The 20,280-nt window shown below is 60.3% G+C and carries 20 protein-coding genes; 7 read left to right on the top strand and 13 right to left on the bottom strand.

From position 1 onward, the window contains the following. Positions 1-148 precede the first annotated feature (148 nt). The 6 genes from H0485_RS05465 to H0485_RS05440 all read right to left on the bottom strand — a co-directional run bounded on the left by H0485_RS05465 (position 149) and on the right by H0485_RS05440 (position 5,304). Complete coding sequence (locus H0485_RS05465; RefSeq protein ID WP_226934355.1) at positions 149-1,324, bottom strand: helicase RepA family protein; 1,176 nt, start codon at positions 1,322-1,324, stop codon at positions 149-151. Continuing rightward, the gene (locus tag H0485_RS05460; RefSeq protein ID WP_226934354.1) at positions 1,321-1,749 is read right to left on the bottom strand and encodes a hypothetical protein; all 429 of its coding nucleotides are present in this window, start codon (positions 1,747-1,749) and stop codon (positions 1,321-1,323) included. Before H0485_RS05460 ends, H0485_RS05465 begins: the two co-directional genes overlap by 4 nt. Next, positions 1,746-1,934 (bottom strand): helix-turn-helix transcriptional regulator, encoded by a 189-nt coding sequence (locus tag H0485_RS05455; protein ID WP_226934353.1) that lies wholly within the window; start codon positions 1,932-1,934, stop codon positions 1,746-1,748. The genes H0485_RS05460 and H0485_RS05455 overlap by 4 nt, the downstream gene beginning before the upstream one ends. A 69-nt stretch (positions 1,935-2,003) precedes the next feature. Next, a complete protein-coding gene (locus H0485_RS05450; protein WP_226934352.1) occupies positions 2,004-2,696 on the bottom strand; it encodes a hypothetical protein in 693 nt (230 codons plus the stop codon). After that, complete coding sequence (locus tag H0485_RS05445; RefSeq protein WP_226934351.1) at positions 2,696-3,940, bottom strand: tyrosine-type recombinase/integrase; 1,245 nt, start codon at positions 3,938-3,940, stop codon at positions 2,696-2,698. Before H0485_RS05445 ends, H0485_RS05450 begins: the two co-directional genes overlap by 1 nt. A gap of 533 nt (positions 3,941-4,473) precedes the next feature. Next, a complete protein-coding gene (locus tag H0485_RS05440) occupies positions 4,474-5,304 on the bottom strand; it encodes a DUF2971 domain-containing protein (RefSeq protein WP_226934350.1) in 831 nt (276 codons plus the stop codon). Between the two features lie 677 nt (positions 5,305-5,981). Between H0485_RS05440 and H0485_RS05435 the strand changes: the two genes are divergently transcribed. Further along, positions 5,982-7,010, top strand: coding sequence for a hypothetical protein (locus H0485_RS05435; RefSeq protein ID WP_226934349.1), 1,029 nt, complete (start codon positions 5,982-5,984; stop codon positions 7,008-7,010). A 49-nt stretch (positions 7,011-7,059) separates the two neighbouring features. Here H0485_RS05435 and H0485_RS05430 read toward each other — a convergent pair whose 3' ends face one another. Genes H0485_RS05430 through H0485_RS05420 form a run of 3 tightly spaced genes read right to left on the bottom strand, consistent with a single transcriptional unit; the run spans position 7,060 to position 10,588 of the window. Beyond that, positions 7,060-8,583, bottom strand: coding sequence for a heme biosynthesis protein HemY (locus H0485_RS05430; RefSeq protein ID WP_226934348.1), 1,524 nt, complete (start codon positions 8,581-8,583; stop codon positions 7,060-7,062). Positions 8,584-8,594: 11 nt separating this feature from the next. Beyond that, complete coding sequence (locus H0485_RS05425; protein WP_226934347.1) at positions 8,595-9,812, bottom strand: COG4223 family protein; 1,218 nt, start codon at positions 9,810-9,812, stop codon at positions 8,595-8,597. Between the two features lie 56 nt (positions 9,813-9,868). Continuing rightward, on the bottom strand, positions 9,869-10,588 hold the full coding sequence (locus H0485_RS05420) for a uroporphyrinogen-III synthase (RefSeq protein ID WP_226934346.1): 720 nt from the start codon (positions 10,586-10,588) through the stop codon (positions 9,869-9,871). 150 nt (positions 10,589-10,738) lie between these two features. Between H0485_RS05420 and tsaD the strand changes: the two genes are divergently transcribed. Genes tsaD through H0485_RS05400 form a run of 4 tightly spaced genes read left to right on the top strand, consistent with a single transcriptional unit; the run spans position 10,739 to position 13,456 of the window. Then, positions 10,739-11,821: a tRNA (adenosine(37)-N6)-threonylcarbamoyltransferase complex transferase subunit TsaD gene (gene tsaD, locus H0485_RS05415; RefSeq protein WP_226934345.1), complete on the top strand. Its 1,083-nt coding sequence runs from the start codon at positions 10,739-10,741 to the stop codon at positions 11,819-11,821. Continuing rightward, positions 11,818-12,771 (top strand): NAD(P)H-dependent glycerol-3-phosphate dehydrogenase, encoded by a 954-nt coding sequence (locus H0485_RS05410; RefSeq protein WP_226934344.1) that lies wholly within the window; start codon positions 11,818-11,820, stop codon positions 12,769-12,771. Before tsaD ends, H0485_RS05410 begins: the two co-directional genes overlap by 4 nt. A gap of 2 nt (positions 12,772-12,773) precedes the next feature. Continuing rightward, positions 12,774-13,046 carry a YciI family protein gene (locus H0485_RS05405; protein WP_226934343.1) on the top strand — a complete coding sequence of 91 codons (273 nt, stop codon included), beginning with the start codon at positions 12,774-12,776 and terminating at the stop codon, positions 13,044-13,046. Next, a complete protein-coding gene (locus H0485_RS05400) occupies positions 13,043-13,456 on the top strand; it encodes an EVE domain-containing protein (RefSeq protein WP_226934342.1) in 414 nt (137 codons plus the stop codon). Before H0485_RS05405 ends, H0485_RS05400 begins: the two co-directional genes overlap by 4 nt. 68 nt (positions 13,457-13,524) lie before the next feature. Here the strand turns inward: H0485_RS05400 and H0485_RS05395 are convergent, their stop codons facing one another. From H0485_RS05395 to ahcY, 3 genes are all read right to left on the bottom strand, one after another. Next, complete coding sequence (locus tag H0485_RS05395) at positions 13,525-14,727, bottom strand: MFS transporter (RefSeq protein WP_226934341.1); 1,203 nt, start codon at positions 14,725-14,727, stop codon at positions 13,525-13,527. Positions 14,728-14,829: 102 nt separating this feature from the next. Further along, complete coding sequence (locus H0485_RS05390) at positions 14,830-15,171, bottom strand: DUF2853 family protein (protein WP_226934340.1); 342 nt, start codon at positions 15,169-15,171, stop codon at positions 14,830-14,832. A gap of 144 nt (positions 15,172-15,315) precedes the next feature. Next, positions 15,316-16,704 carry an adenosylhomocysteinase gene (ahcY, locus tag H0485_RS05385; protein ID WP_226934339.1) on the bottom strand — a complete coding sequence of 463 codons (1,389 nt, stop codon included), beginning with the start codon at positions 16,702-16,704 and terminating at the stop codon, positions 15,316-15,318. A gap of 152 nt (positions 16,705-16,856) precedes the next feature. Here ahcY and H0485_RS05380 point away from each other — a divergent pair, with 152 nt between their 5' ends. Then, positions 16,857-17,459 carry an HD family hydrolase gene (locus H0485_RS05380; protein ID WP_226934338.1) on the top strand — a complete coding sequence of 201 codons (603 nt, stop codon included), beginning with the start codon at positions 16,857-16,859 and terminating at the stop codon, positions 17,457-17,459. 9 nt (positions 17,460-17,468) lie between these two features. On the opposite strand, the gene ilvA is transcribed toward H0485_RS05380, so the two are convergent. Then, positions 17,469-18,716, bottom strand: coding sequence for a threonine ammonia-lyase IlvA (gene ilvA / locus H0485_RS05375; protein ID WP_226934337.1), 1,248 nt, complete (start codon positions 18,714-18,716; stop codon positions 17,469-17,471). 123 nt (positions 18,717-18,839) lie between these two features. Between ilvA and H0485_RS05370 the strand changes: the two genes are divergently transcribed. Then, entirely contained in the window at positions 18,840-20,072 is a 1,233-nt protein-coding gene (locus H0485_RS05370) for an argininosuccinate synthase (RefSeq protein WP_226934336.1), read from the top strand. Positions 20,073-20,280 lie beyond the last annotated feature (208 nt).

Raw genomic sequence — 20,280 nt, 5'->3', positions numbered from 1 at the left:
ATTATCACGTTATAACAATGGCTAACGCTCAACGGTTAATGCGTAAAGATAGGGATTCTTTGTTTCTATGCTCACCCACCGGGACAAGGGACACCCCTTAAGGGGTGTGTCCTGTCCGTCCCGCTAAATGGGTCCGGGACGTGTCCCGCTAATGTCCTGTCCTGTCCCGCTTGTCCCGCTCATTATTCACACACATGAACACATGCGGTTCTGTCGTCAGATACACATCATCACTGGCGTCCATCTTCCCGCCATCAACCAAGTGATTGCGTCCCCGCTGGAATGCTTTTCTCTTCGTGTCCTCTTTGTCGCCAGTGTGTTTCGTGTAAAATACTGGCCGCCAGTCATTCAGATGAACGCCCTTAAAAGTATCACCATCCCAGATGCCATGATCTTTTGCCGCAGCAATATATGTCTGCCTTGCCAGCTTCTCGTCATTGGTTTCTTTCTTTTGTGCGGGCCTCGATGATACCTCCCCTTCAACTAGAACCGCAGAGGATACATCCTCACCCAAATCAACACTTGTCAGGTCGAAGTGCATATCGGCAGGCGGATCTGCATCCTTCATTTTGGTATTGGCCAATGTCATTGCAGCACCATCCTTTGAAAGACGAAACTCAAAATCCAGAGCGCCTTTCAAAGCAATTGCCCCGCGTGCACGATGCTGCGCATCATGGCCTGAGTGATGAATAATCAGCAACGTGCAGTTGGGCCAGTTGTCCCGCAGATTATCCATCGCCGCGACAAACTGGCTCATTTCCGCCGTGCTGTTTTCATCCCCCGGCCCGAAGTTCCGCGCAAGCGTATCCACAATGATTAGGGAAGGCGCTCCATTTTTCACCGCCAGCGCTTGCACAGCTTGCGCCACAGAGAGCGCAGAGGCACTATCCAGAAACTGCGCAGCCCTTTCGGACTTGAACAGGGGAACGCTTTTCATAGGCCAGTCCTTCCCGTGGTGCTTGCTCCACGCAGCAAAACGCCGAACCAACCCGTTGTGCCCTTCGCCCGCGATATAGAATACAGGCCCAGTCCTCACCGCCCGGCCGTGGAATTTCACCCCACTGGCAACGCTAAGGGCAAGATCAACAGCGAAGAACGACTTGCCGCATCCCGGCTCCCCAAACACAAGGCCAAGCGTTTCCGTCTCGATCAAACCTTCCACCAGGAATTCGGGCGGGCGATATTCCAAATCACCCACAGCAACGAACCTGAATGGCTTCATTGGCTTTTCGCGGGGATCTCCATGCGGCGGGCCGAAGCGATCATCAGAAGGCATATCATCCGGCGGGGGCAGACCGGCAAAGGGATCATCGTGCATGTTCATGCCGACCCCTTTCCGCTTTTCTCGATGCTTGCAAGAAATGCCTGCCGATGGTCCGGCGCGAACGCTTTCCAAAGATCGGCAAACAGCCTCTTGCGCGTGTTGATCCCAAGCGGAATGCGGCGCAGCCGATCAAGCGCAGCAGTTCCATAGGCCACCAACTCATGCGCCGGGGCACAGTCTGCCCAGAAAAGCGCATCCCCGGTCAAGGTGCCTAGAAGGTCGCCCATAACCGGACCGCCGGTTTCCAGATCAGCCAGATAGGTCGCGCAGATGTGCAAAACATCCTGCCGGTCGCAATGGTCAAGCGCAAACCACGCCGAGGTTGCCCATTCGCGCCGCAAGCGGTATTCTGGGGTAAGAGCCAAGTCGATTTCTGCCCCGGTTGCGGTTGCCGCCGCGCCGGGGTTATCATTTTCCAAACTCATGCCGCGACCTCGCGGGCATCCAGCCACGCCATCAGATCCGCCTCGCGCCAGAACCTGCGCCGCTGGATATAGACCGGCTTCGGAAACGCCAGCGCAGCGTCATCAAGCCAGCGCCACAAAGTCATGTCGGAAATGCCGCCGCAAAGTTGGCGCACGGTTGCCGCAGAGATTAGCTTTCGTTCCATCGGGTTACCTCGTGTGATGAGGTCTCCCATTATTGGCACGTCATGGTGATTTGGTATTGCGGAAGAATTTCAAAAATTAAAACACAAGGCCTTAGCTTGCTTCCATGTGTCCCGCGCCGTTTGCTCGGTTCTCGCCGTTGAGTTTGGAATAATTTCTGACAGTTGCGACCAAGATGCACCGCACTCACGCCCATCCAAGACGCGTAGATAAGTCAGCCACTTTGTGGGCTGACGCCTTTTCTCTATTTTCTTTCCATACTTCCTTTTCTGCATGGAAGATATTTTCCCTGTCAGCGACGTAATCAACTCAGATAAAGGCTTCCTCAGATCAACCCCCACAACTAAAAAATCTTTGTGGGATCCCAAGCATATGCTTTCCCTACCTTGTCTCAATGCGTCTTCGCCATCATATGGGACAAGCCCAGACCCTGGATAATCCAGAACGGAAAATATTACATGATCTGGCTGATCTGATATTCTTGGATTTGGAATTCCGGCGTATCCAAAATCATCACCGATATATGACGTTGCCGTAAACCCCGCCTCGTGAGGCTTTAATACCCTAGTTTTTGAGCCTTCAAGATCAAATATCTCAAGATACTCTTTATATGCGTCCTCTGCGCGCTCATCAAAGGCCGATCTTAGATCTTTCCTTCGGCGACAGAATTCCCACCGCCACTTCATGTAACTCCAATTTTTGGTTGCACCATATGCCTGCGGCTGGGTCCAATCTGGCAAACCCCACTCTATTGCGGCATCCATCACCGCCCCCCCGCCAGTCGCACGACATTATCCGGATTGCCCTGCACAAGCTGCATAACGAACCCCGCCCATGCGTCCAGCGCCTGCCGCTTTTCATCGGCATAGTCGTGGCGCTGATAGACGGCCACAATCCCGCCGCCCGTGCCGCTAACGTGGTTCAGCACGGCCTCAGTCACCCGAACGGGTGTGCCAATCCTTGCCATTCCAGTCGCAGCGGTTCGGCGCAGATCGTGCCAAGTCCAGCGAGGGATTTCTACCGGCTCACCGCGCTCGGCAAAGCCTATAGCCCCCATGCGCCGCTGGATATGATCCAAGCCTTTTGAGAAGCCGGAAACAGGAGTTGTTCCGGTTGTGGTAAAGACGAACCGAATTCGACCACTAGCATCAAAAACGCGCTCAATTTTCGAGAGGATTTCCTGCACCTGCTTTGACAAAGGCACGTCATGGCTGCGCCCGTTCTTTGTCCGCTCAGGAGCCAAGCGCCAAACAAGGCCCTCGATCTCAGTATCTGCCATCTGTGCCACCTCATTCAGGCGCTGACCTGTCAGCAGCAGCATTTGAGCCATAGGCCCCCATGGGAATGGCTCTTCCTCACTTGCCCGCCAAAGCCATCGCAACTCGTCGTCGTTCAACACACGTTCACGAACCGTATTCTTTGCGGGAGCCTTTACCGAAAGAGTCGGTGGCGTAGCGATGATGTCTCTCTCGGTGCACCAGTTAAAGAATTTTGAAAGGTGCGCTCGAACTTTATTGGCAGCGGCAGGCTTCCCCCCGTCAACCAGCCCGTCAAGCAAATCCACCACATCCCGCTTGCCAATGGTGTGAACTGGCCTGTCACCCCACTTAGGTAAAACGTGCAGATCGAACGCCCTGCGAACCTCCGTACCGCTTTTGAGCTTATCTAGGTGGCGCTTTGCGAACTGCTCAACAAGCGTTCCGATCCTGTTTCTGTCATCTTCGGGTTTTGGGGCCTTGGCTGCCTTCACTTCAGCAGATGGGTCACGTCCTTCACTGGCAGCCCCCAGAGCCTCCCGTGCCCGCTGCCTCGCTTCGGCCAAAGAGAGCAGCGGATAAGTTGCTAAGGTCATCCGGCGGTGTGTCCCTCCGTGCCGGTAGCGCACTTGCCAAGACTTTTTTCCAGTTGGCTGGACCACGAGATAGAGGCCTGTGCAAAGGCTATCCGGAATTTCTTGGCGGCTGCTAGCGGCTTGCAGGCGCTCCACACTGACTGCGGTCAACTTCATCGCGGCATCCATTCTGGGGAACAATCTGGGGAACAGAATTGCAGATAACTTGCGTTCCGCATTGATAGCTGACGTTAGGCAATGAAGTCAATAAATCCTTATTTTTAAGGGAATTTCACGTCACCACGAGAGATAATGAGAGGCAGCGATATGATAAATAATATCATTCGTAATGATGGGGTCGGGGGTTCGAGTCCCTTCAGCGGCACCACTTTTCCCCAATAGGGAAAAGATACCAGCAAGAACAAGCGCTTAGAGGGAAATCTCTGGCGCTTTTTTGTTGCTTCCTGACCAGCCATTCTGACCAGTTTTTATGTGGCAAGGTTGGGGCAAAATATCTTCAGTAATTCAGAAGTCTAACTAGTAAGCAAGTTGCGTGATGACAGCGACTGCGTATGACCGCCTAGGGCGGGCAGCTTTGACGCTGGTAATGTCGAGACACTTGGGCAGACAAATGCATTGTCGAGGCAAACAGTTGGCTGCCTGATCGACCAGTTGCGAACCAACCGAATAAAGTGGGGAATGTGAGGCGCTTATCTCGAAGAATACGAAGCCGAACTCTTCAAAACGTTTGCTGTAATATTCGAGTGTTCTAAAAAGGCCTCTACGACTCGTTCTGGCGTTCGATTTGTAGGGCCTAGCCTTACAGTTCTGATGGAATCCGTAGAAAAGTCCATTTTAAGGAACGGAGAAATCACTCCGCTCGACTCGCGATAGTCCACTTTTTCTAACTGGGATAAGTAGCCCACGATAAGTAAGCGCCACTCTTTCTCTTCCGAGAAGGCAGGGTTTTTGAACGAGAATAGTTTTCCTGCGGCGCTGAGCTTCGCATCCCGTGCTTCAGCTGAGTTATCGATTGACATGCTGCCGTAGCCGCCTGACTGGCTGTAGCGTGTAAAATCTGGGGAGAATGCGCCGTGTAACGACTTGAAAAGATCGGATCGGCGCTCGTGATCGTCCCAACCGTAGATAATCTTAGATAGACTGACAGACGGCTGGGCATGTTTTGTCACTACGGCCTCTAGTTCAGAGTGATCAAAACCAATGGCGAATCCGGCTCCGTCCGCAGCATAGCCTCTCCACTGGCTGAGTTGATCCCCTGCTTCTGAGAAACAAGCGCCGAGAGCTACTACCTCGTGCAGCGTCATATCTACCGAGTGAAATGCGCCGTTGCGTTGAACTCTTTTGCACTCGTTATTGGAATCAAAGGCATCTAGCCAGCGTTGCAGAATCCATTTCCCCTCCGCCGTGTCGTTAGATTGAGTTAATGAGGTCAGCCAAAGCTGCCTGTATTTGATGATCGACCAGAAGGTTGAGGGCGAGCAGTAGTGAAAAAGTTGGTCAACTGGGCGATCCTCGTACAATGCGTTTCTCCGGTGAAAATGCTTTAGCGAAGCCTAAGCTAAATGCCGACAACGCGGAAGCCGCGTGAATAGCCCCAAGTTTTCTGGCAAAAATCTGAGACCCCGAACTCCACATTTCTGGACGCCCCTTCCCCCCTTGGCACCGTCTAACCCACCCCACAGGCTACCCGGACATTGCCGCTCTTGCGAAGCTAAGCAGCGATCTTCCGGCATACGGGGCGTGTTCCTCCGTTCGCGTGTCTCACAGGTCACGGTCTAACAAGGCGCCCCAGTCGCAGATAAAGTTGTCCCGCAAGAGTGGTGTTGAAGATTTGGGGCAGCGTTGCATATCGCGTCTAAAACATTGCGAGACACCTTGCGGAGATTGCCCAGATGCTGATTTGGCTACGCCAGAACCTCAACACCCGACCATACCCGCAGGGCAGGGCGAATTAAGTAACGCCTTAACCTCATACTCAGGGAATGGCCGCTCGCGATTATCGCCGCTACCGCGCTCAGCTCCTGTGGCCCTGTCGCGGATTTGTTGATTGTTCCAAGGCCAGCCTGAGTCCCGTTGTTAACCGGCAGGAAGGTCTGGCCCGTCACCCACCAGGTGGCCCGCTGTTTCTGATCGCTTGACTGCTGGCCGGCACGGCCCCTACGAATGAAGGACTTCACCCTTAAAGAGGGAGCATCCTTTGGCACTGTTCAATCTTTTCCTGAAGACTTCCGCCCCGCCCTCCCCTGCGCCCGCCGTTCCGGCCCCGGCTATTGTGCCTTCGGCCCGCGCGGCCCGCAGGATGGGGAATTATTTCGATGAATTCTCGCGGGGCATGAACCCCTTTGGCTTTATCCCGACCTTTGGTGTCGCCGATGCCAGCGCCGGGCCCGAGGCAATCGCCGCGCTCTTTGACCGCTTCTCGATTGTAAAAGTCCGTGGTGTCTATACGCCGGCAGAAAGTGCGGCGCTGAGCCGGCTCTGTGCCGAATTTTCAGGACTTCCGCCGCGCGACTTCAGCGCTGTGTTCCGTGGCGATAAGAAAGGATTCGCCGGAGGAGCTCCGGTGCTGAATGACAAAAGGTTCTGGCCCTATGCCACCAACCGCCATGTCACCGCAGCGGTACAGAAAATCCTTGGCGCACATGCCATCGAGTTTGGCAGCTCTGTTGCGGCGCATTACAGCGCCAGGGGCATTCACCGCGATTACCGCCTGCTCTGTGAAAAAGAGGGCTCGGCCTATAATATCAGCAAGCCCGAAAAGCGCATCGTCAGGGTTCTGCATTATTGTGCGCCGGAACATATGCAGGGCGGCATGCTGGGCATCATCCCCTTCAGTCACGATGAACGCGCCTTTGCCGAGCAGTCACAGCGTATCGGTCTGAAAAAACCCATCGCCTGGTTTGACACTCATCGTGATGAGCTTGCGAAATTGCGGACCAGCAGGAACTTTGCGCCGATAGATGAGATCGACCGCCATGTGGTCTGGGTCGCAACTGACCCTGGCGATGTGCTGATCACCAATTCAGCGATGCTGCATTGTGGTGAGCATATGCTCTCGCCGCGCTATTTCTTTGTCTCATCCTATGCCGATATCAACCAGGAGACCCTGCCGCTGGCCCGAGCGGCGATCCGCAGCGATACAGCCAGGGACTATCTGCATTACCTCGCCGGGCTTGGCTTTGGCGGGGCCAGCTCGGTGCTCGCGGCGCTGCAAAAAGACCAATAGCCCCGCCTGCAGAGTCAAAAAGGGCGCCTGCAGGCGCCCTTTCCTGCCGTCAGGTCACACGGCGCAGGATCTCATCCGGGGTTGCATGCGGCAGCAGGATCCCGGGATCGTCCAGAGCCGGTTCTGGCGGATCAGCCTCAGCCAGTTCGGCCAGGGGCAGCGCTGCAGGCTCTGGCACCGCCGGCGCCGGGCGGGTGGCGGCAAAGAGCAGTGGCTCCAGCCCGGCGCCGCTGGCCGGCCGATGCGCCTGAACCCCTTCCGGCTCGCGCCAGGCGAGGGTGTCGAAACCGCTGCAGGAGGCGCAGACCGGCACCCATTGCGCATGGATCGCACCGCATTTCTCGCAAAGCCATTCCGCGCCACGCGATGCGCTCAGCGCCCGGGCCAGAACCGCGCGCACCTCGTCATCGGGCGCGACCATGCCACGCTCTACTGCGGCCAGGATGGCCAGCGAGCGCTGCGTCGGATGGCTTTGCGGCAGATCGCCGAGCACCGTCTTCGCCGCCAGGAAATCCTCATTCGCCAGGTTCAGCTCAGCCTCGGTCAGCCGGCTTTCCTCATGATCGGGGCGGGCCTGGAACAGGATGCGAAAGCGCTTCAGGCGCTGCGCCGGGGTCTCATCCGGCTCAACCCCGGCAAAAGCGGTGGCCAGTTCCGGATGCGGCTGCGCCTCCCAGGCCTTTTTCAGCACCCGCGTCGCGCCTTTGCGATCCTCTTTCTCAACCAGCGCCCGGGCGGCAATCACCGCTGCCGGGATCAGATCGGGCGAGAGCTTATTGGCCTCAATCGCCGCCTCGCGCGCCTCGATCGAGCTGCCCTCATCCAGCACGGTTTTGGCCTCCTGCAGCGCCAGAAGCGCGTCGCGGCGGCGATAGACCGAACGCGGCAATTCGCCCGAACGCAGCTTTTGCGACAGGGTCCCGCGCGCTCCGGCCCAGTCGCCGCCCTCGGCCTGCAGCTTCAGCAGCAGGTCCTGGGTCTCACCATGTTTTGGCTTAAGCGCAAAGGCCTGCTCGGCCAGCTTCAGCGCGGTGGCCGTATCGCCTTTGGCCAGTTTCTGCCGCAGCAGGCCCCGCACGGCAACAAAGCGGGTCTGCTCATCGCCGAGCAGGCTCTTCCAGGCCTCGGTTGCCGCCCGGTTATCCCCGGCCGCTTCCGCCGCCTGGGCGGTCAGCAGCCGGGTCAGCTCGGGCTGGTTCAGCAATCTTTCGGCAGTACGCGCCCGGGCCATCGCCAGAACAGGCTCGCCCGAAGCCAGCGCGATCATCCCCTCGGACAATGCAGCATAGCCCCGGCGCTCGCGATTGCGATCAAAATAACGGCTGATCGCGGTTTCATCGCCATTGAGGAAGCGCAGGCAGGCAAGGACAAAGCTGATCACCCTGAAGCTCAGCCAGACCAGCACCAGCAAAACGATCACGCCAAGCAGGGCCATCAGCGGCGAAAAAGTGAATTCCTGGTCAAAGACCCAGATCCTGACTGAGCCGCCCTGTTCGGCAAGCAGGCCCGAGCCGACCGCCAGTGCGGCGATCAGGGCGAGGAAGACGGCGATTTTGGCAAGGGACCAAAGCATTCCTGCCCTCCTTACTGTGGGTGTTGAGCGGGCAAAGCCGCCAGGGCAGCGGCGGCGTCAAGTCTGGCGCGGGCAGACCGGCTCCAGTCCGCCATCGCGGCTTTGCCAGGCGCAGGCAGAGCCTCCAGCTCGCTGAGCGCGGTCGCCAGATCACCGGCCTGCGCCGCAGCCTCGGCCCGGGACAGAACCGCGTCAGGATCAGTGCCCTGCTGCGGGCTGAGCGAGCGGGCGCCGGTGCCAATCCGCAGCATCGACCAGGCCCGTTCACTCAGGCTCTGCCCCCCCTCACCGCGAAGCGAGGCCTCGAGCGCGCGCCGTGCCGCATCGGGGAAGCCCGCCACCAGGCCCGCAAGACTGATAATTCCGCTTTCAGCATGGCTGCTCAGCGCCTCAGGCGGGCTGTCCAGCTCAAGCGCAGCCAGCGCCGCCGCATAGGGCTGGCCATTGTTCACCGCCTCAGCCAGAGCATTAAACGCCGCCTCTCGCCGGGCGGTTTCACGCAGAGCGGTCGCTTCTTCTTCGGCCTTAGCCGTAATTTCTGCCGCGCGGGCGTCGAGCTCACTGCCGATCAGGGCTCGGATTGCCTCAGGATCTGCGGCTGCCTGGCCGCCGGAACCCGCGGATTTCAGACTGTCGACCTCGGCTTTCAGACTGGCGAAAGCTGCGGCGGGAACCGAACCATCGGGGGCCGTTTCTGCCAGCGCGCTGAGTGCCGTCTCAGCCGCAGCAAGACGGGCCTGAAGGGCGTCAATTTCAGCCGCAGCGCCCTGGCCCGCCCTCTCAGACAGCTCTTGTGCGAGCGAGAGCGCCTTCTCAGCTTTCTGCCCCGCGGCACTGGCAGCTGCACCCGTCTCGGCCTGAGCATTCTTCAGCGCGCTTTCTAGTGCAGCGAAGCGGGCTTCTGTCTGGGAAGCATCTGAGCGCAGCTCGAAAATATTGTAATGTGAAAGCGCGAAACCGGCTGCCAGGGCCAGGGCACCGCCCAGCAGGGGCGCGACAAAACCACCACCGCGCCGCGGGGCGGGCGCTGATGCCATATCAGCCGGTGCGGGGACAGGCCCGGCAATGCCCGGATCTGAGCGCAGATCCGGCGCGGGCCCTGATGGCTCGGGCGTATCCAGGTATTCCGGCCCGGTCTGCGCCGCCAGCTCTGCCGGCGCGGGATCCTCACTGGCACTGCGCGCGGTCGGGGGCAGCCCGTCCTCTGGCTTTTTATCGTCGTCGGTCATCAGAAACTCCACCGCTAGCGCCCGTGATCCAAGGTAATCCCTTGCGCGCCCCGGGTTCAACCCGGCCCCTCTGCGATGCAGCGACCTATCGCCGCAAGCATCCCCGGGCCGTCAGGATGCGCAGAGACAATGGCCCGGCCCGCCAGTGGTTCCGGCAAAGCCCGCCGGGCATTCTCGCTGATCACAACCGGATGAACCGCTGCGGTCGACAGCCCTGCCACCGCCGCAGCAAAGAGCCGGCTGCTGCGCGGCGAGAACAGCGGCACGATCAGGCCCGCCCCGGAGGCAATTCTTGCCCCAGCCTCTGCAGACAGCGGCAGCGCGACCTGACGGTAGACCACCAGCGACACCACCTCGCGCCCGGTCGGGGCCAGCACCAGGCCAAGATCTGCGGCCCGGTCCTCGCCATGCAGGTATAAAACCCGGCTCTGATCCGGCGCTTCGGCCAGAAGACGGCTCAGGTCGCGGGCATCACCCGAGGCGGAAATGGCGCTGAAACCACGGATTTTAGCAGCCTCTGCCGTGCGGTCACCAACGCACCAGGCCCGTCGTGCCAGACGCGCAGCCCCAAGGCGAGCCGCAGCCTCGGCCCCGGTTTCCGAGGTCAGGACCAGACCGCCGAAAGGGCCAGGTGGCAGCTCGGGGCTCAGATATTCGGCCTGCATCAGCGGCGTGCTGAGGATCTGCAGCCCGGCCCCGAAACGGGTGCGCAGCTCGGCGCTGAAACGGGCGGCCTGGGGCATGGGGCGGGTATTGAGAACCGGCAGAACGGACATAGACTGGGGCCCTCATGGCTGTTGTGCCGGGGAAAGCGGCATTGTTTCACCCCTTTGCGAATGTTACCTGCGGGAGGCAGGTCGCCGCAAGCCACGCGGCCGCAGACTGGCAGCCGATTGACAGCAGACAGAGAGCAGATGGGGGCGCAAGTGGCGGACAGGATCACCTTCCTCGGAATTGAATCGAGCTGCGATGACACCGCCGCCGCCGTGGTGCGCCGTGAAGCCGATGGTTCCGCAGTGATCCTTGCCTCGGTGGTCGAGGGCCAGGTCAGCCTGCATGCGCCCTTTGGCGGGGTGGTGCCGGAAATCGCCGCCCGCGCCCATGCCGAACGGCTCGACCATGCCGTCGAAGCCGCGCTGAGCCAGGCGGGCCTCGGGCTGGGGGATCTGGATGGTATCGCGGTGACGGCAGGCCCCGGGCTGATTGGCGGGCTGCTCTCGGGGCTGATGCTGGCCAAGGGGCTGTCGGCGGCCACCGGCCTGCCCATGGTGGGCGTGAACCATCTGGCCGGTCACGCGCTGACGCCACGCCTGACCGATGCCTGCGCCTGGCCCTATCTGATGCTGCTGGTATCGGGCGGGCATTGCCAGTTCCTGGCGGTGGAAGGCCCCGAGAGCTATCGCCGCCTTGGCTCAACCATTGATGACGCGCCGGGTGAGGCTTTTGACAAAATCGCCAAACTGCTGGGCCTGCCCCAGCCTGGCGGGCCTTTCGTTGAACGCGAGGCAGCGTCTGGCGATGCCAGGCGCTTCCGTTTCCCGCGCCCGCTGCTGGACCGGCCCGGCTGTGATCTGTCTTTCTCGGGTCTGAAAACCGCAGTGCTGCGCGCCCGAGATGAGGTGATTGCCGCAAAAGGCGGGCTGACGCTGCAGGACCGGCGCGACCTCTGCGCCGGTTTCCAGCTGGCGGTTGCCGATGTGCTGGCTGAAAAAACCCGCCGCGCTTTGGCTGCCTTCCCCGTGCCACTGCTGGCGGTCGCCGGAGGCGTTGCGGCCAATCAGGCCATTCGGGCCAAGTTAGAGACTGTTGCAGCCGAAGCGGGCGCGACATTCCTCGCCCCGCCCCTGCGGCTTTGCACCGATAATGGCGCCATGATCGCCTGGGCCGGGATCGAGCGTTTCCTGGCCGGTGAAACCGATGATGCCGGACTTGCGGCCCGGTCGCGATGGCCGCTGGATCAGAGCGCCGCGCCGATGCTCGGCTCTGGCAAACGAGGAGCGAAAGCATGATCGGAATTGCAGGGGCTGGCGCATTTGGCACGGCGCTGGCCGTCGCCCTGGCCCATGACGGCCGCGAGGTCTGGCTCTATGCCCGCGATCCGGCGCAGCTGCAGGAAATGCAGCACCGCCGGATCAATCCGAAACTCCCCGGCATCACACTGCCCCAAAAGCTGCATCTGACCGGAAATCTGGCCGATCTGGCCATTACAGAGACTGTTTTGCTCGCGATGCCGATGCAGGCGATGCGGGCGTTTCTGGCCAGTGCGCCGCCGGACCTGTTGCAAAAAGACCTGGTGGCCTGTTCCAAAGGCATTGATCTGACCACGCTTCAGGGCCCCGGCTCGGTCATGGCCGCGGCCGGCGCCACCGGGGCCCGGGCAATGCTCACCGGCCCCAGTTTCGCCTCGGATATTGCCCGGGGCCTGCCCACCGCGCTGACCCTGGCCTGTGCCTGCCCAAGGCTCGAGGCGCTGCAACATCTGCTCTCAACCGCCACTTTGCGGCTTTATCGCAGCGAGGATGTGATCGGGGCCGAGCTGGGCGGAGCGCTGAAAAACGTCATCGCCATTGCCGCCGGTATTGTGATCGGCGCGGGTTTTGGCGACAGCGCCCGCGCCGCCCTGATCACCCGCGGCTATGCCGAAATGAGCCGCCTCGCCAGCAGCCTTGGCGCAAAGCCCGAAACCCTCGCCGGGCTTTCGGGTCTTGGCGATCTGATCCTGACCTGCACCTCGGGCCAGTCGCGCAATTTCACCCATGGCCTGGCGCTTGGCGCCGGCACCCCCGCTCCCGAGGCAACGGTTGAGGGCCTGGCCACAGCCCGCGCCGCCACCAGGCTGGCGCGCGAGCGGGGCATTGACATGCCGGTCACCTCTATGGTCGCAAGGCTGGCAGAGAATGACATCACTTTGGGCGAGGCAGTGCGAGAGCTGATGTCGCGCCCGCTGAAACAGGAGTAGACATGCGCGCCGCCCTTATCTGCATCGACAAGAAGGATCACATCGCGATCCGCAAAGCCAATCGTGAGGCGCATCTTGCCTATATCGCCTCGACCGGCATCGTCGAAATGGCGGGGCCCTTTCTCGATGCCGAAGGCGGTATGACCGGCTCGCTGGTGATCCTGACGGTGGACAGCCTGGCCGGGGCCGAGGCCTGGGCTGCGGCCGACCCCTACGCAAAAGCAGGCCTGTTCGAGACTGTTACCATCCAGGAATGGAAAAAGGTGGTGGGATGAATTACTGGCTGTTCAAATCCGAACCCGATGCCTGGTCCTGGGATCAGCAGGTCGCCAAAGGCGAAGAGGGCGAGGAATGGCATGGCGTGCGCAATTATCAGGCGCGCAACAATATGCGGGCGATGAAGATCGGCGATCTCGGCTTTTTCTACCATTCCAATATCGGCAAGGAAGTGGTGGGCATCGTTGAGGTCTGCCGCGAGAGCAGCCCGGATTCGACCACCGACGACCCCCGCTGGGACTGCGTCTGGATCAAAGCGGTTGAGCCGATGAAACGCCCTTTCACGCTGGAAGATGCGAAGGTCATGCCCGGGCTTGAGCAAATGGTTCTGGTCAATAACACCCGCCTCTCGGTCCAGCCGGTGACGAAAGAGGAATGGGAGATCATTCGCCGCGAAGGCGGTCTCTGACCTTATCGCATAAAGAAAAGGCCCCCGGGATTCCGGGGGCCTGTTGCTGATCCGGAAGGCCGGATCCCTTAATGGGTAATGCGGGGGTTTGGCAGGAAGAAGGCCACAATCCCGATCGCCGGCAGGAAGGCGCAGATCTTATAGACGGCGATAATGCCGATATGATCGGCCAGCACGCCCAGACCCGCAGCACCAATGGCGGCAGTGCCAAAGGCAAGGCCGAACAGAAGCCCCGCCACCATACCGGTGTTTTTCGGCATCAGATCCTGGGCATAGACCACCATTGCCGGGAAGGCCGAGGCCAGCACCAGGCCTGAAATCGCCGAGACGATCACCGTCGGGATCAGTGGCAGCCAGGGCATCGCCAGTGTCAGCGGCAGAATGCCAAAGATCGACCAGAGGATCACCCGGCGCCGCCCGATCCTGTCACCAATCGGCCCGCCGATAATGGTGCCAGCCGCCACGGACGCCAGGAAGATGAACAGGCAGACCTGGGCCTCCTCGGTCTTAAGCGCGAATTTTTCCATCAGATAGAAGGTGTAATAGCTGGAGAAGCTGACCGAATAGATGAATTTCGACATCATCAGCACGATCAGAAGCCCCATGCCACGGCGGACCACTGCAGCAGGCAGCGGCACTGCGGCCTTCAGCCGGGATTTACGGGCCTGCAGCCTGGCCGCGCCGACCTGGTTATACCAGTGCCCCACCGCCATCAGCAAAATCATCCCCACCAGGGCCACAGCCGCAAACAGCTGGATCGAGAGCTGCCCGCGCGCCATCACCACCCAGGCCGCCGCCAGCGGGCCGAGCGCCGTGCCGGCATTGCCGCCAACCTGGAACAGGCTCTGGGCAAAGCCGGGCCGCATTCCGGCCGCCAGCCGCGCAATGCGCGAGCTTTCCGGGTGAAAAATCGCCGAGCCAAGCCCGGTCAGTGCTACCGAGAGCAGAACCATCGCGAAACTTGCGGCATGGGCCAGCATGATCAGCCCGGCCCCGCTGAGCAGCATCCCGGCCGGCAGAGCCCAGGGCATTGGGCGCCGGTCGGTATAAAGCCCGATCAGCGGCTGCAGCATCGAGGCCGTGCCCTGAAACACCAGGGTGATCAGCCCGATCTGGGTAAAGCTGAGCGTGAGGTTGGTCTGAAGCAAAGGATATGAGGCAGGGATCAGGCTCTGCATCAGATCATTGAGGAAATGGCCGAAAGAGACAGCCATGACGATGGGCAGAACCGTGGTCTCGACGGTTTGCATCTTTTGGGTATCGGCAGACATAGCAACCTGAAAAGCAGAAAGCCGCGCAACCATGGCGCGGCTCTCCGGGAAAGACAATCTGCGCGATTGCACCGGGTACAATCCGGCGCAGCCTGGCCTGGTTCAGGCGTATACGCTTTCTTTGCCGAAATGCTTCACCAGCAGGTAGTAAAAGACCGCACGATATTTGTTGCGCTCAGAGCGGCCATAGGTCTCGATTGCCGCATTAATGCCTGCATCCAGCGCAGGGCCGTCGGGAAGCCCCAGTTTTTTGATCAGAAAATTAGCCTTAACCCGCGCCAGCTCTTCACTGTCCGATGCGGCAACGGTCGAGGCATCATCGCTGTAAATGGTCGGGCCACACCCGATGGTGACCTTCGTCAGCAGATCCATATCCGGAGTAACCTTGCATTTCGCCTGCAGATCCTCGGCATATTTTGCAATCAGATCGTCGCGCTTGCCCATTATTCCCCTCGTTTCTCTGTTGAAATGCCCCTCAGGGCAGGCCGAGTTTAGGCACTGGCCCTCAAACGGCAATGAAAATCCGCATAAAAATGCCTCGCCCCGGTAAACGGGACGAGGCGGCAGCTCTGGCTGAGCCTGCGATAATCAGTAGCGGTAATGCTCGGGCTTGAACGGGCCCTCGACGGTCACGCCGATATATTCGGCCTGGGCCGGGCTCAGCTCGGTCAGTTTCACGCCGATTTTCTTCAGATGCAGACGCGCAACTTTCTCATCCAGCGCCTTCGGCAGGATATAGACGCCCGGCTGATACTCCTCGCCCTTGGTCCAGAGCTCAATCTGCGCCAGCGTCTGGTTGGTGAAGCTGGCCGACATCACGAAGGAAGGGTGGCCGGTGGCATTGCCGAGGTTCAGCAGACGGCCCTGCGACAGCAGAATGATCCGCGCGCCCGAGGGCATCTCGATCATATCCACCTGGTCCTTGATATTGGTCCATTTGTGGTTCTTCAGATTTGCCACCTGAATTTCATTATCGAAATGGCCGATATTGCCGACAATCGCCATATCCTTCATGCGGTGCATATGCTCGATACGGATGATGTCGCGGTTGCCGGTGGTGGTGATGAAGATATCGGCAGTTTCAACCGCATCCTCCAGCGTCACCACCTCGAACCCGTCCATCGCCGCCTGCAGCGCGCAGATCGGATCAACCTCGGTCACTTTCACCCGGGCGCCAGCCCCCTGCAGCGAGGCGGCCGAGCCTTTGCCCACATCGCCATAGCCGCAGACCACAGCCACTTTGCCAGCCATCATCGTATCGGTGGCGCGGCGGATGCCATCAACCAGCGATTCCTTGCAGCCGTATTTATTGTCGAATTTCGATTTGGTGACCGAGTCATTGACGTTGATCGCCGGGAAGGGCAGCTGGCCCTTTTTGTGCAGATCATAGAGGCGGTGCACGCCGGTGGTGGTTTCTTCCGAGACCCCTTTAATCGCGTCGCGGGTCCTGGTGAACCAGCCCGGGCTTTGCGCCATACGCTTGAGGATCTGCGCCTTGATGACAGCCTCTTCCTCGGATTGCGGCACCGCGATCACATCCTCGCCCGCTTCCATACGCGCGCCGAACAGCACGTAGAGCGTGGCATCGCCGCCATCATCGAGGATCATATTCGCGCCTTCCCCGAACTGGAAAGAGCGGTCGAGATAATCCCAGTGCTCTTCCAGGCTCTGGCCCTTGATCGCAAAGACCGGAACTCCGGATTCAGCGATAGCGGCCGCCGCATGATCCTGGGTCGAGAAGATATTGCACGAGGCCCAGCGGACATCCGCGCCGAGCGCCACCAGGGTTTCAATCAGCACGCCGGTCTGAATCGTCATATGCAGCGAGCCGACGATCCGCGCGCCTTTCAGCGGCTGCGAGGCGCCGAATTCCTCGCGGCAGGCCATCAGGCCCGGCATCTCGGTCTCGGCGATGGTCAGTTCCTTGCGGCCAAAGCCGGCAAGCGCGATGTCTTTTACAATATAGTCGGCGGCCATGCGACGCTCCTGAAAGGCGGGGAGTATCCCCTTACCATCCGGGGGGGCGCGCGACAACAAGGCGGCATGAAGCTGCTGCGGCCGGTGCCGGTGCTGGCGATCCCCCCGGGGCCGATGTTATGACAGGCAGGTTAGCAGGGAGTAAATCGCAGATGGCCGCAAAGCAGCCCCGCGCCTGGCAAAGAATGCTGTCCGGCCGTCGCCTCGATCTGCTGGATCCGACGCCGCTCGATATTGAAATCAGCGACATAGCCCATGGTCTGGCCTTTGTCGCGCGCTGGAATGGCCAGACCCGGGGCGATCAGGCCTATTCAGTGGCCGAGCATTCGCTGCTGGTGGAAGAGCTGTTCACCCGGGCCAATCCTGGCGTGGCGGTGCGCTGGCGGCTGGCCGCTTTGCTGCATGATGCACCGGAATATGTGATCGGTGATATGATCAGCCCGGTGAAAGCCGCCGTGGGCCCGGGCTATGGCGAGCTGGATGCGCGGCTGGCAGCGGCCGTGCATCTGCGCTTTGGCCTGCCCGCCACCCTGCCCGCCGCCGTCAAACGCCAGATCAAGGCGGCCGATAACATCTCGGCCTGGGCCGAGGCGGTGCAGATTGCCGGTTTCAGCCCGGCTGAGGCCAATAAATTCTTTGGCAGGCCCGATCCGCTTTTGCTGAAAGATATTGAGATCAGGCTGCGCCCGCCCGCAGCGGTGCGGGCGGAATTTGTGGCAAAGCATGAGGAACTGCTCAGTCTCTGCGCAATGTGACCTGGCGGGTCAGATCAGAAACTCGGCCAGGGCCTCATCATCGGTGATGTCACGATAGGCAAATCCCGCCTCATCCATCTTGGCGGTGAAAACGGCAAAGCCGTCCTCGGCGCGGGTCTCGATGCCGATCAGGATCGAGCCGAAATTGCGCGCCGATTTCTTCATATATTCAAACCTGGCGATGTCATCCTCGGGGCCGAGCATCGACAGGAATTCCCGCAAAGCGCCGGGTCGCTGCGGCATCCGCAGGATGAAATACTTTTTCAGTCCCGCATAGCGCTGCGCCCGCTCGCGCACTTCCGGCAGGCGCTCAAAATCGAAATTGCCGCCCGAGGTGACACAGACCACGGTCTTGCCCCGGATTTCATCGGCCAGCCCGGCCAGCACATCAATCGAAAGCGCGCCCGCCGGCTCAAGCACGATGCCCTCGCCATTCAGCATTTCCAGCATAGTGATGCAGACCCGATCCTCGGGCGCGAGCAGAACCTGATCGGGCGAAAAACCTTTCAGACGTTCCCAGGTCAGCGCGCCCAGCCGGGCCACTGCCGCACCATCGACAAAGCTGTTCACCTTCGCCAGCTTTTCCGGCCCGCCCTTCAGAAGTGCCTGTTTCAGACAGGCGCCGCCCATGGGTTCAACAAAGCGGTATTCGGTCTGGAACGAGGCATCGCGCAGATAGGTGGTCACGCCCGCCGCAAGACCGCCACCGCCGACCGGCAGCACCACCAGATCCGGCATACGGCCCAGCTGCTCGAGCAGCTCAACCCCGACCGAAGCCTGGCCCTCGATTACATCCTCATCATCGAAAGGCGCGAGGAAATGCGCCCCCTCAGCCTGGCACCAGGCCTGGGCCGCCGCGAGGGTCTGATCGAAATAATCGCCAGTGAGTTCAATTGTCACATTCGGGCCGCCAAAGGCCCGGGTTTTGTCGATCTTCTGCTGCGGTGTGGTGACCGGCATGAAGATCTTCCCCTGCACATCGAAATGACGGCAGGCAAAGGCCATGCCCTGGGCATGGTTGCCGGCACTGGCACAAACGAAGCTGGTCTGATCAGGTTTTACCACCCGAACCTTGCGCATCGCATTGAAAGCACCGCGCAATTTATAGCTGCGCACCGGCGTCAGATCCTCGCGCTTCAGCCAGATATCGGCGTCAAAGCGCGCCGACAGATGCGCGTTCCGCTGCAGCGGGGTTTCAGGGAACAGCTGGCGCAACTCGCGCGTAGCGGCTTTCGCGGCCTGGATGAAATCGCTCATGATCCGAAGCCCTGGCCTAAAGCTGCGGAATTCGCAAGATCTGCCGCGCCAAAAACCCCTGCTTCGCTTGCTTGTTCACCCGTTTGGCGCTAATCGCCAGCGAAACCGTGACGGAGCCTTTCCATGAAAAAGCCGAAGAAAGTTGTGCTTGCCTATTCGGGCGGCCTCGACACCTCGATCATCCTGAAATGGCTGCAGACGGAATATGACTGCGAAGTCGTGACCTTCACCGCCGACCTGGGCCAGGGCGAAGAGCTTGAGCCGGCGCGGGCCAAAGCAGTGATGCTGGGGATCAAAGAGGAAAACATCCACATCCTCGACCTGCGCGAGGAATTCGTACGTGACTTCGTCTTCCCGATGTTCCGTGCCAATGCGCAATATGAGGGTCTCTACCTGCTGGGCACCTCGATCGCCCGCCCGCTGATCGCGAAATACCTCGCCGATATCGCCCGTGAAAGCGGCGCCGATGCCGTGGCCCATGGTGCGACCGGCAAGGGCAATGACCAGGTTCGCTTTGAGCTGGGCGTCGCCGCGCTTGAGCCGAACCTCCAGGTCATCGCGCCCTGGCGTGAATGGGATCTGACCTCGCGCACCCGCCTGCTGGAGTTTGCCGAGCAGAACCAGATCCCGGTTGCCAAGAACAAGCGCGGCGAAGCGCCCTTCTCGGTCGATGCCAACCTGCTGCACACTTCCTCGGAAGGCACCGTGCTGGAAGATCCGGCGGTTGAGGCCCCGGATTATGTCACCCAGCGCGTTGTGCCGGTGGAACAGGCCCCGGATCAGCCGGAATTCATCGAGATCACCTTTGAGAAAGGTGATGCCGTCGCCATCAATGGCGAGCCGATGTCGCCCGCAACCATCCTGACCCGCCTGAACGAGCTGGGCGGCAAACATGGGATCGGACTGCTGGACTTCGTCGAGAACCGCTTTGTCGGGATGAAATCGCGCGGCGTTTACGAAACCCCCGGCGGCGATATCCTGCTGGAAGCGCATCGGGGCATCGAACAGATCACCCTCGATTCCGGCGCGGGCCATCTGAAAGACTCGATCATGCCGCGCTATGCCGAGCTGATCTATAACGGCTTCTGGTTCTCGCCCGAGCGTGAGGCCCTGCAGGCCCTGATCGACAAGACCCAGGAGCATGTTTCGGGCACTGTGAAGCTGAAGCTTTACAAAGGCAGAGCCCGCACCGTGGCCCGCTGGTCGGCTCACTCGCTCTACAGCGAAAAGCACGTCACCTTTGAGGAAGATGCCGGCGCCTATGATCAGAAAGACGCGGCAGGCTTCATCCGTCTGAACGCCCTGCGTCTGCGGCTGATTGCAGCCCGTAACGCCCGCGTTGCCGATAAAGGCTGAAACTGATCAAAACCTGGCGGTCAGATCGCTGATCGCCAGGTTTTCTCCCCCTGATCGCGCGCCCCATGGCTGCAGCAGATCGACCCTAATTCTTCCCATGATTATCGTGAAACATCCGCCGGTCATCCGCTGACCTGGCGCCGGTTTACCTCTGCCCTGGCAAAGACAGCGTGGCAGTCGTTATGAAAAAAGGGGCGGCAGGAATGCC

It is taken from the genome of Pseudogemmobacter faecipullorum, assembly GCF_020539525.1.
GTDB classification, from domain to species: domain Bacteria; phylum Pseudomonadota; class Alphaproteobacteria; order Rhodobacterales; family Rhodobacteraceae; genus Pseudogemmobacter; species Pseudogemmobacter faecipullorum.
The sequence above is the reverse complement of the archived record's forward strand: the minus strand, read 5'-3'. Positions and strand labels throughout refer to the sequence as shown.

Coding starts and splice junctions, on each gene's coding strand:
- H0485_RS05450 (WP_226934352.1), bottom strand. CDS start 2,696: ATGGATGCCGCAATAGAGTGGGGTTTGCCAGATTGGACCCAGCCGCAG.
- H0485_RS05460 (WP_226934354.1), bottom strand. CDS start 1,749: ATGAGTTTGGAAAATGATAACCCCGGCGCGGCGGCAACCGCAACCGGG.
- H0485_RS05430 (WP_226934348.1), bottom strand. CDS start 8,583: ATGCTTTGGTCCCTTGCCAAAATCGCCGTCTTCCTCGCCCTGATCGCC.
- H0485_RS05420 (WP_226934346.1), bottom strand. CDS start 10,588: ATGTCCGTTCTGCCGGTTCTCAATACCCGCCCCATGCCCCAGGCCGCC.
- H0485_RS05395 (WP_226934341.1), bottom strand. CDS start 14,727: ATGTCTGCCGATACCCAAAAGATGCAAACCGTCGAGACCACGGTTCTG.
- H0485_RS05400 (WP_226934342.1), top strand. CDS start 13,043: ATGAATTACTGGCTGTTCAAATCCGAACCCGATGCCTGGTCCTGGGAT.
- H0485_RS05445 (WP_226934351.1), bottom strand. CDS start 3,940: ATGAAGTTGACCGCAGTCAGTGTGGAGCGCCTGCAAGCCGCTAGCAGC.
- H0485_RS05465 (WP_226934355.1), bottom strand. CDS start 1,324: ATGAACATGCACGATGATCCCTTTGCCGGTCTGCCCCCGCCGGATGAT.
- H0485_RS05425 (WP_226934347.1), bottom strand. CDS start 9,812: ATGACCGACGACGATAAAAAGCCAGAGGACGGGCTGCCCCCGACCGCG.
- ilvA (WP_226934337.1), bottom strand. CDS start 18,716: ATGAGCGATTTCATCCAGGCCGCGAAAGCCGCTACGCGCGAGTTGCGC.
- H0485_RS05410 (WP_226934344.1), top strand. CDS start 11,818: ATGATCGGAATTGCAGGGGCTGGCGCATTTGGCACGGCGCTGGCCGTC.
- H0485_RS05390 (WP_226934340.1), bottom strand. CDS start 15,171: ATGGGCAAGCGCGACGATCTGATTGCAAAATATGCCGAGGATCTGCAG.
- H0485_RS05370 (WP_226934336.1), top strand. CDS start 18,840: ATGAAAAAGCCGAAGAAAGTTGTGCTTGCCTATTCGGGCGGCCTCGAC.
- ahcY (WP_226934339.1), bottom strand. CDS start 16,704: ATGGCCGCCGACTATATTGTAAAAGACATCGCGCTTGCCGGCTTTGGC.
- H0485_RS05380 (WP_226934338.1), top strand. CDS start 16,857: ATGGCCGCAAAGCAGCCCCGCGCCTGGCAAAGAATGCTGTCCGGCCGT.
- H0485_RS05455 (WP_226934353.1), bottom strand. CDS start 1,934: ATGGAACGAAAGCTAATCTCTGCGGCAACCGTGCGCCAACTTTGCGGC.
- H0485_RS05405 (WP_226934343.1), top strand. CDS start 12,774: ATGCGCGCCGCCCTTATCTGCATCGACAAGAAGGATCACATCGCGATC.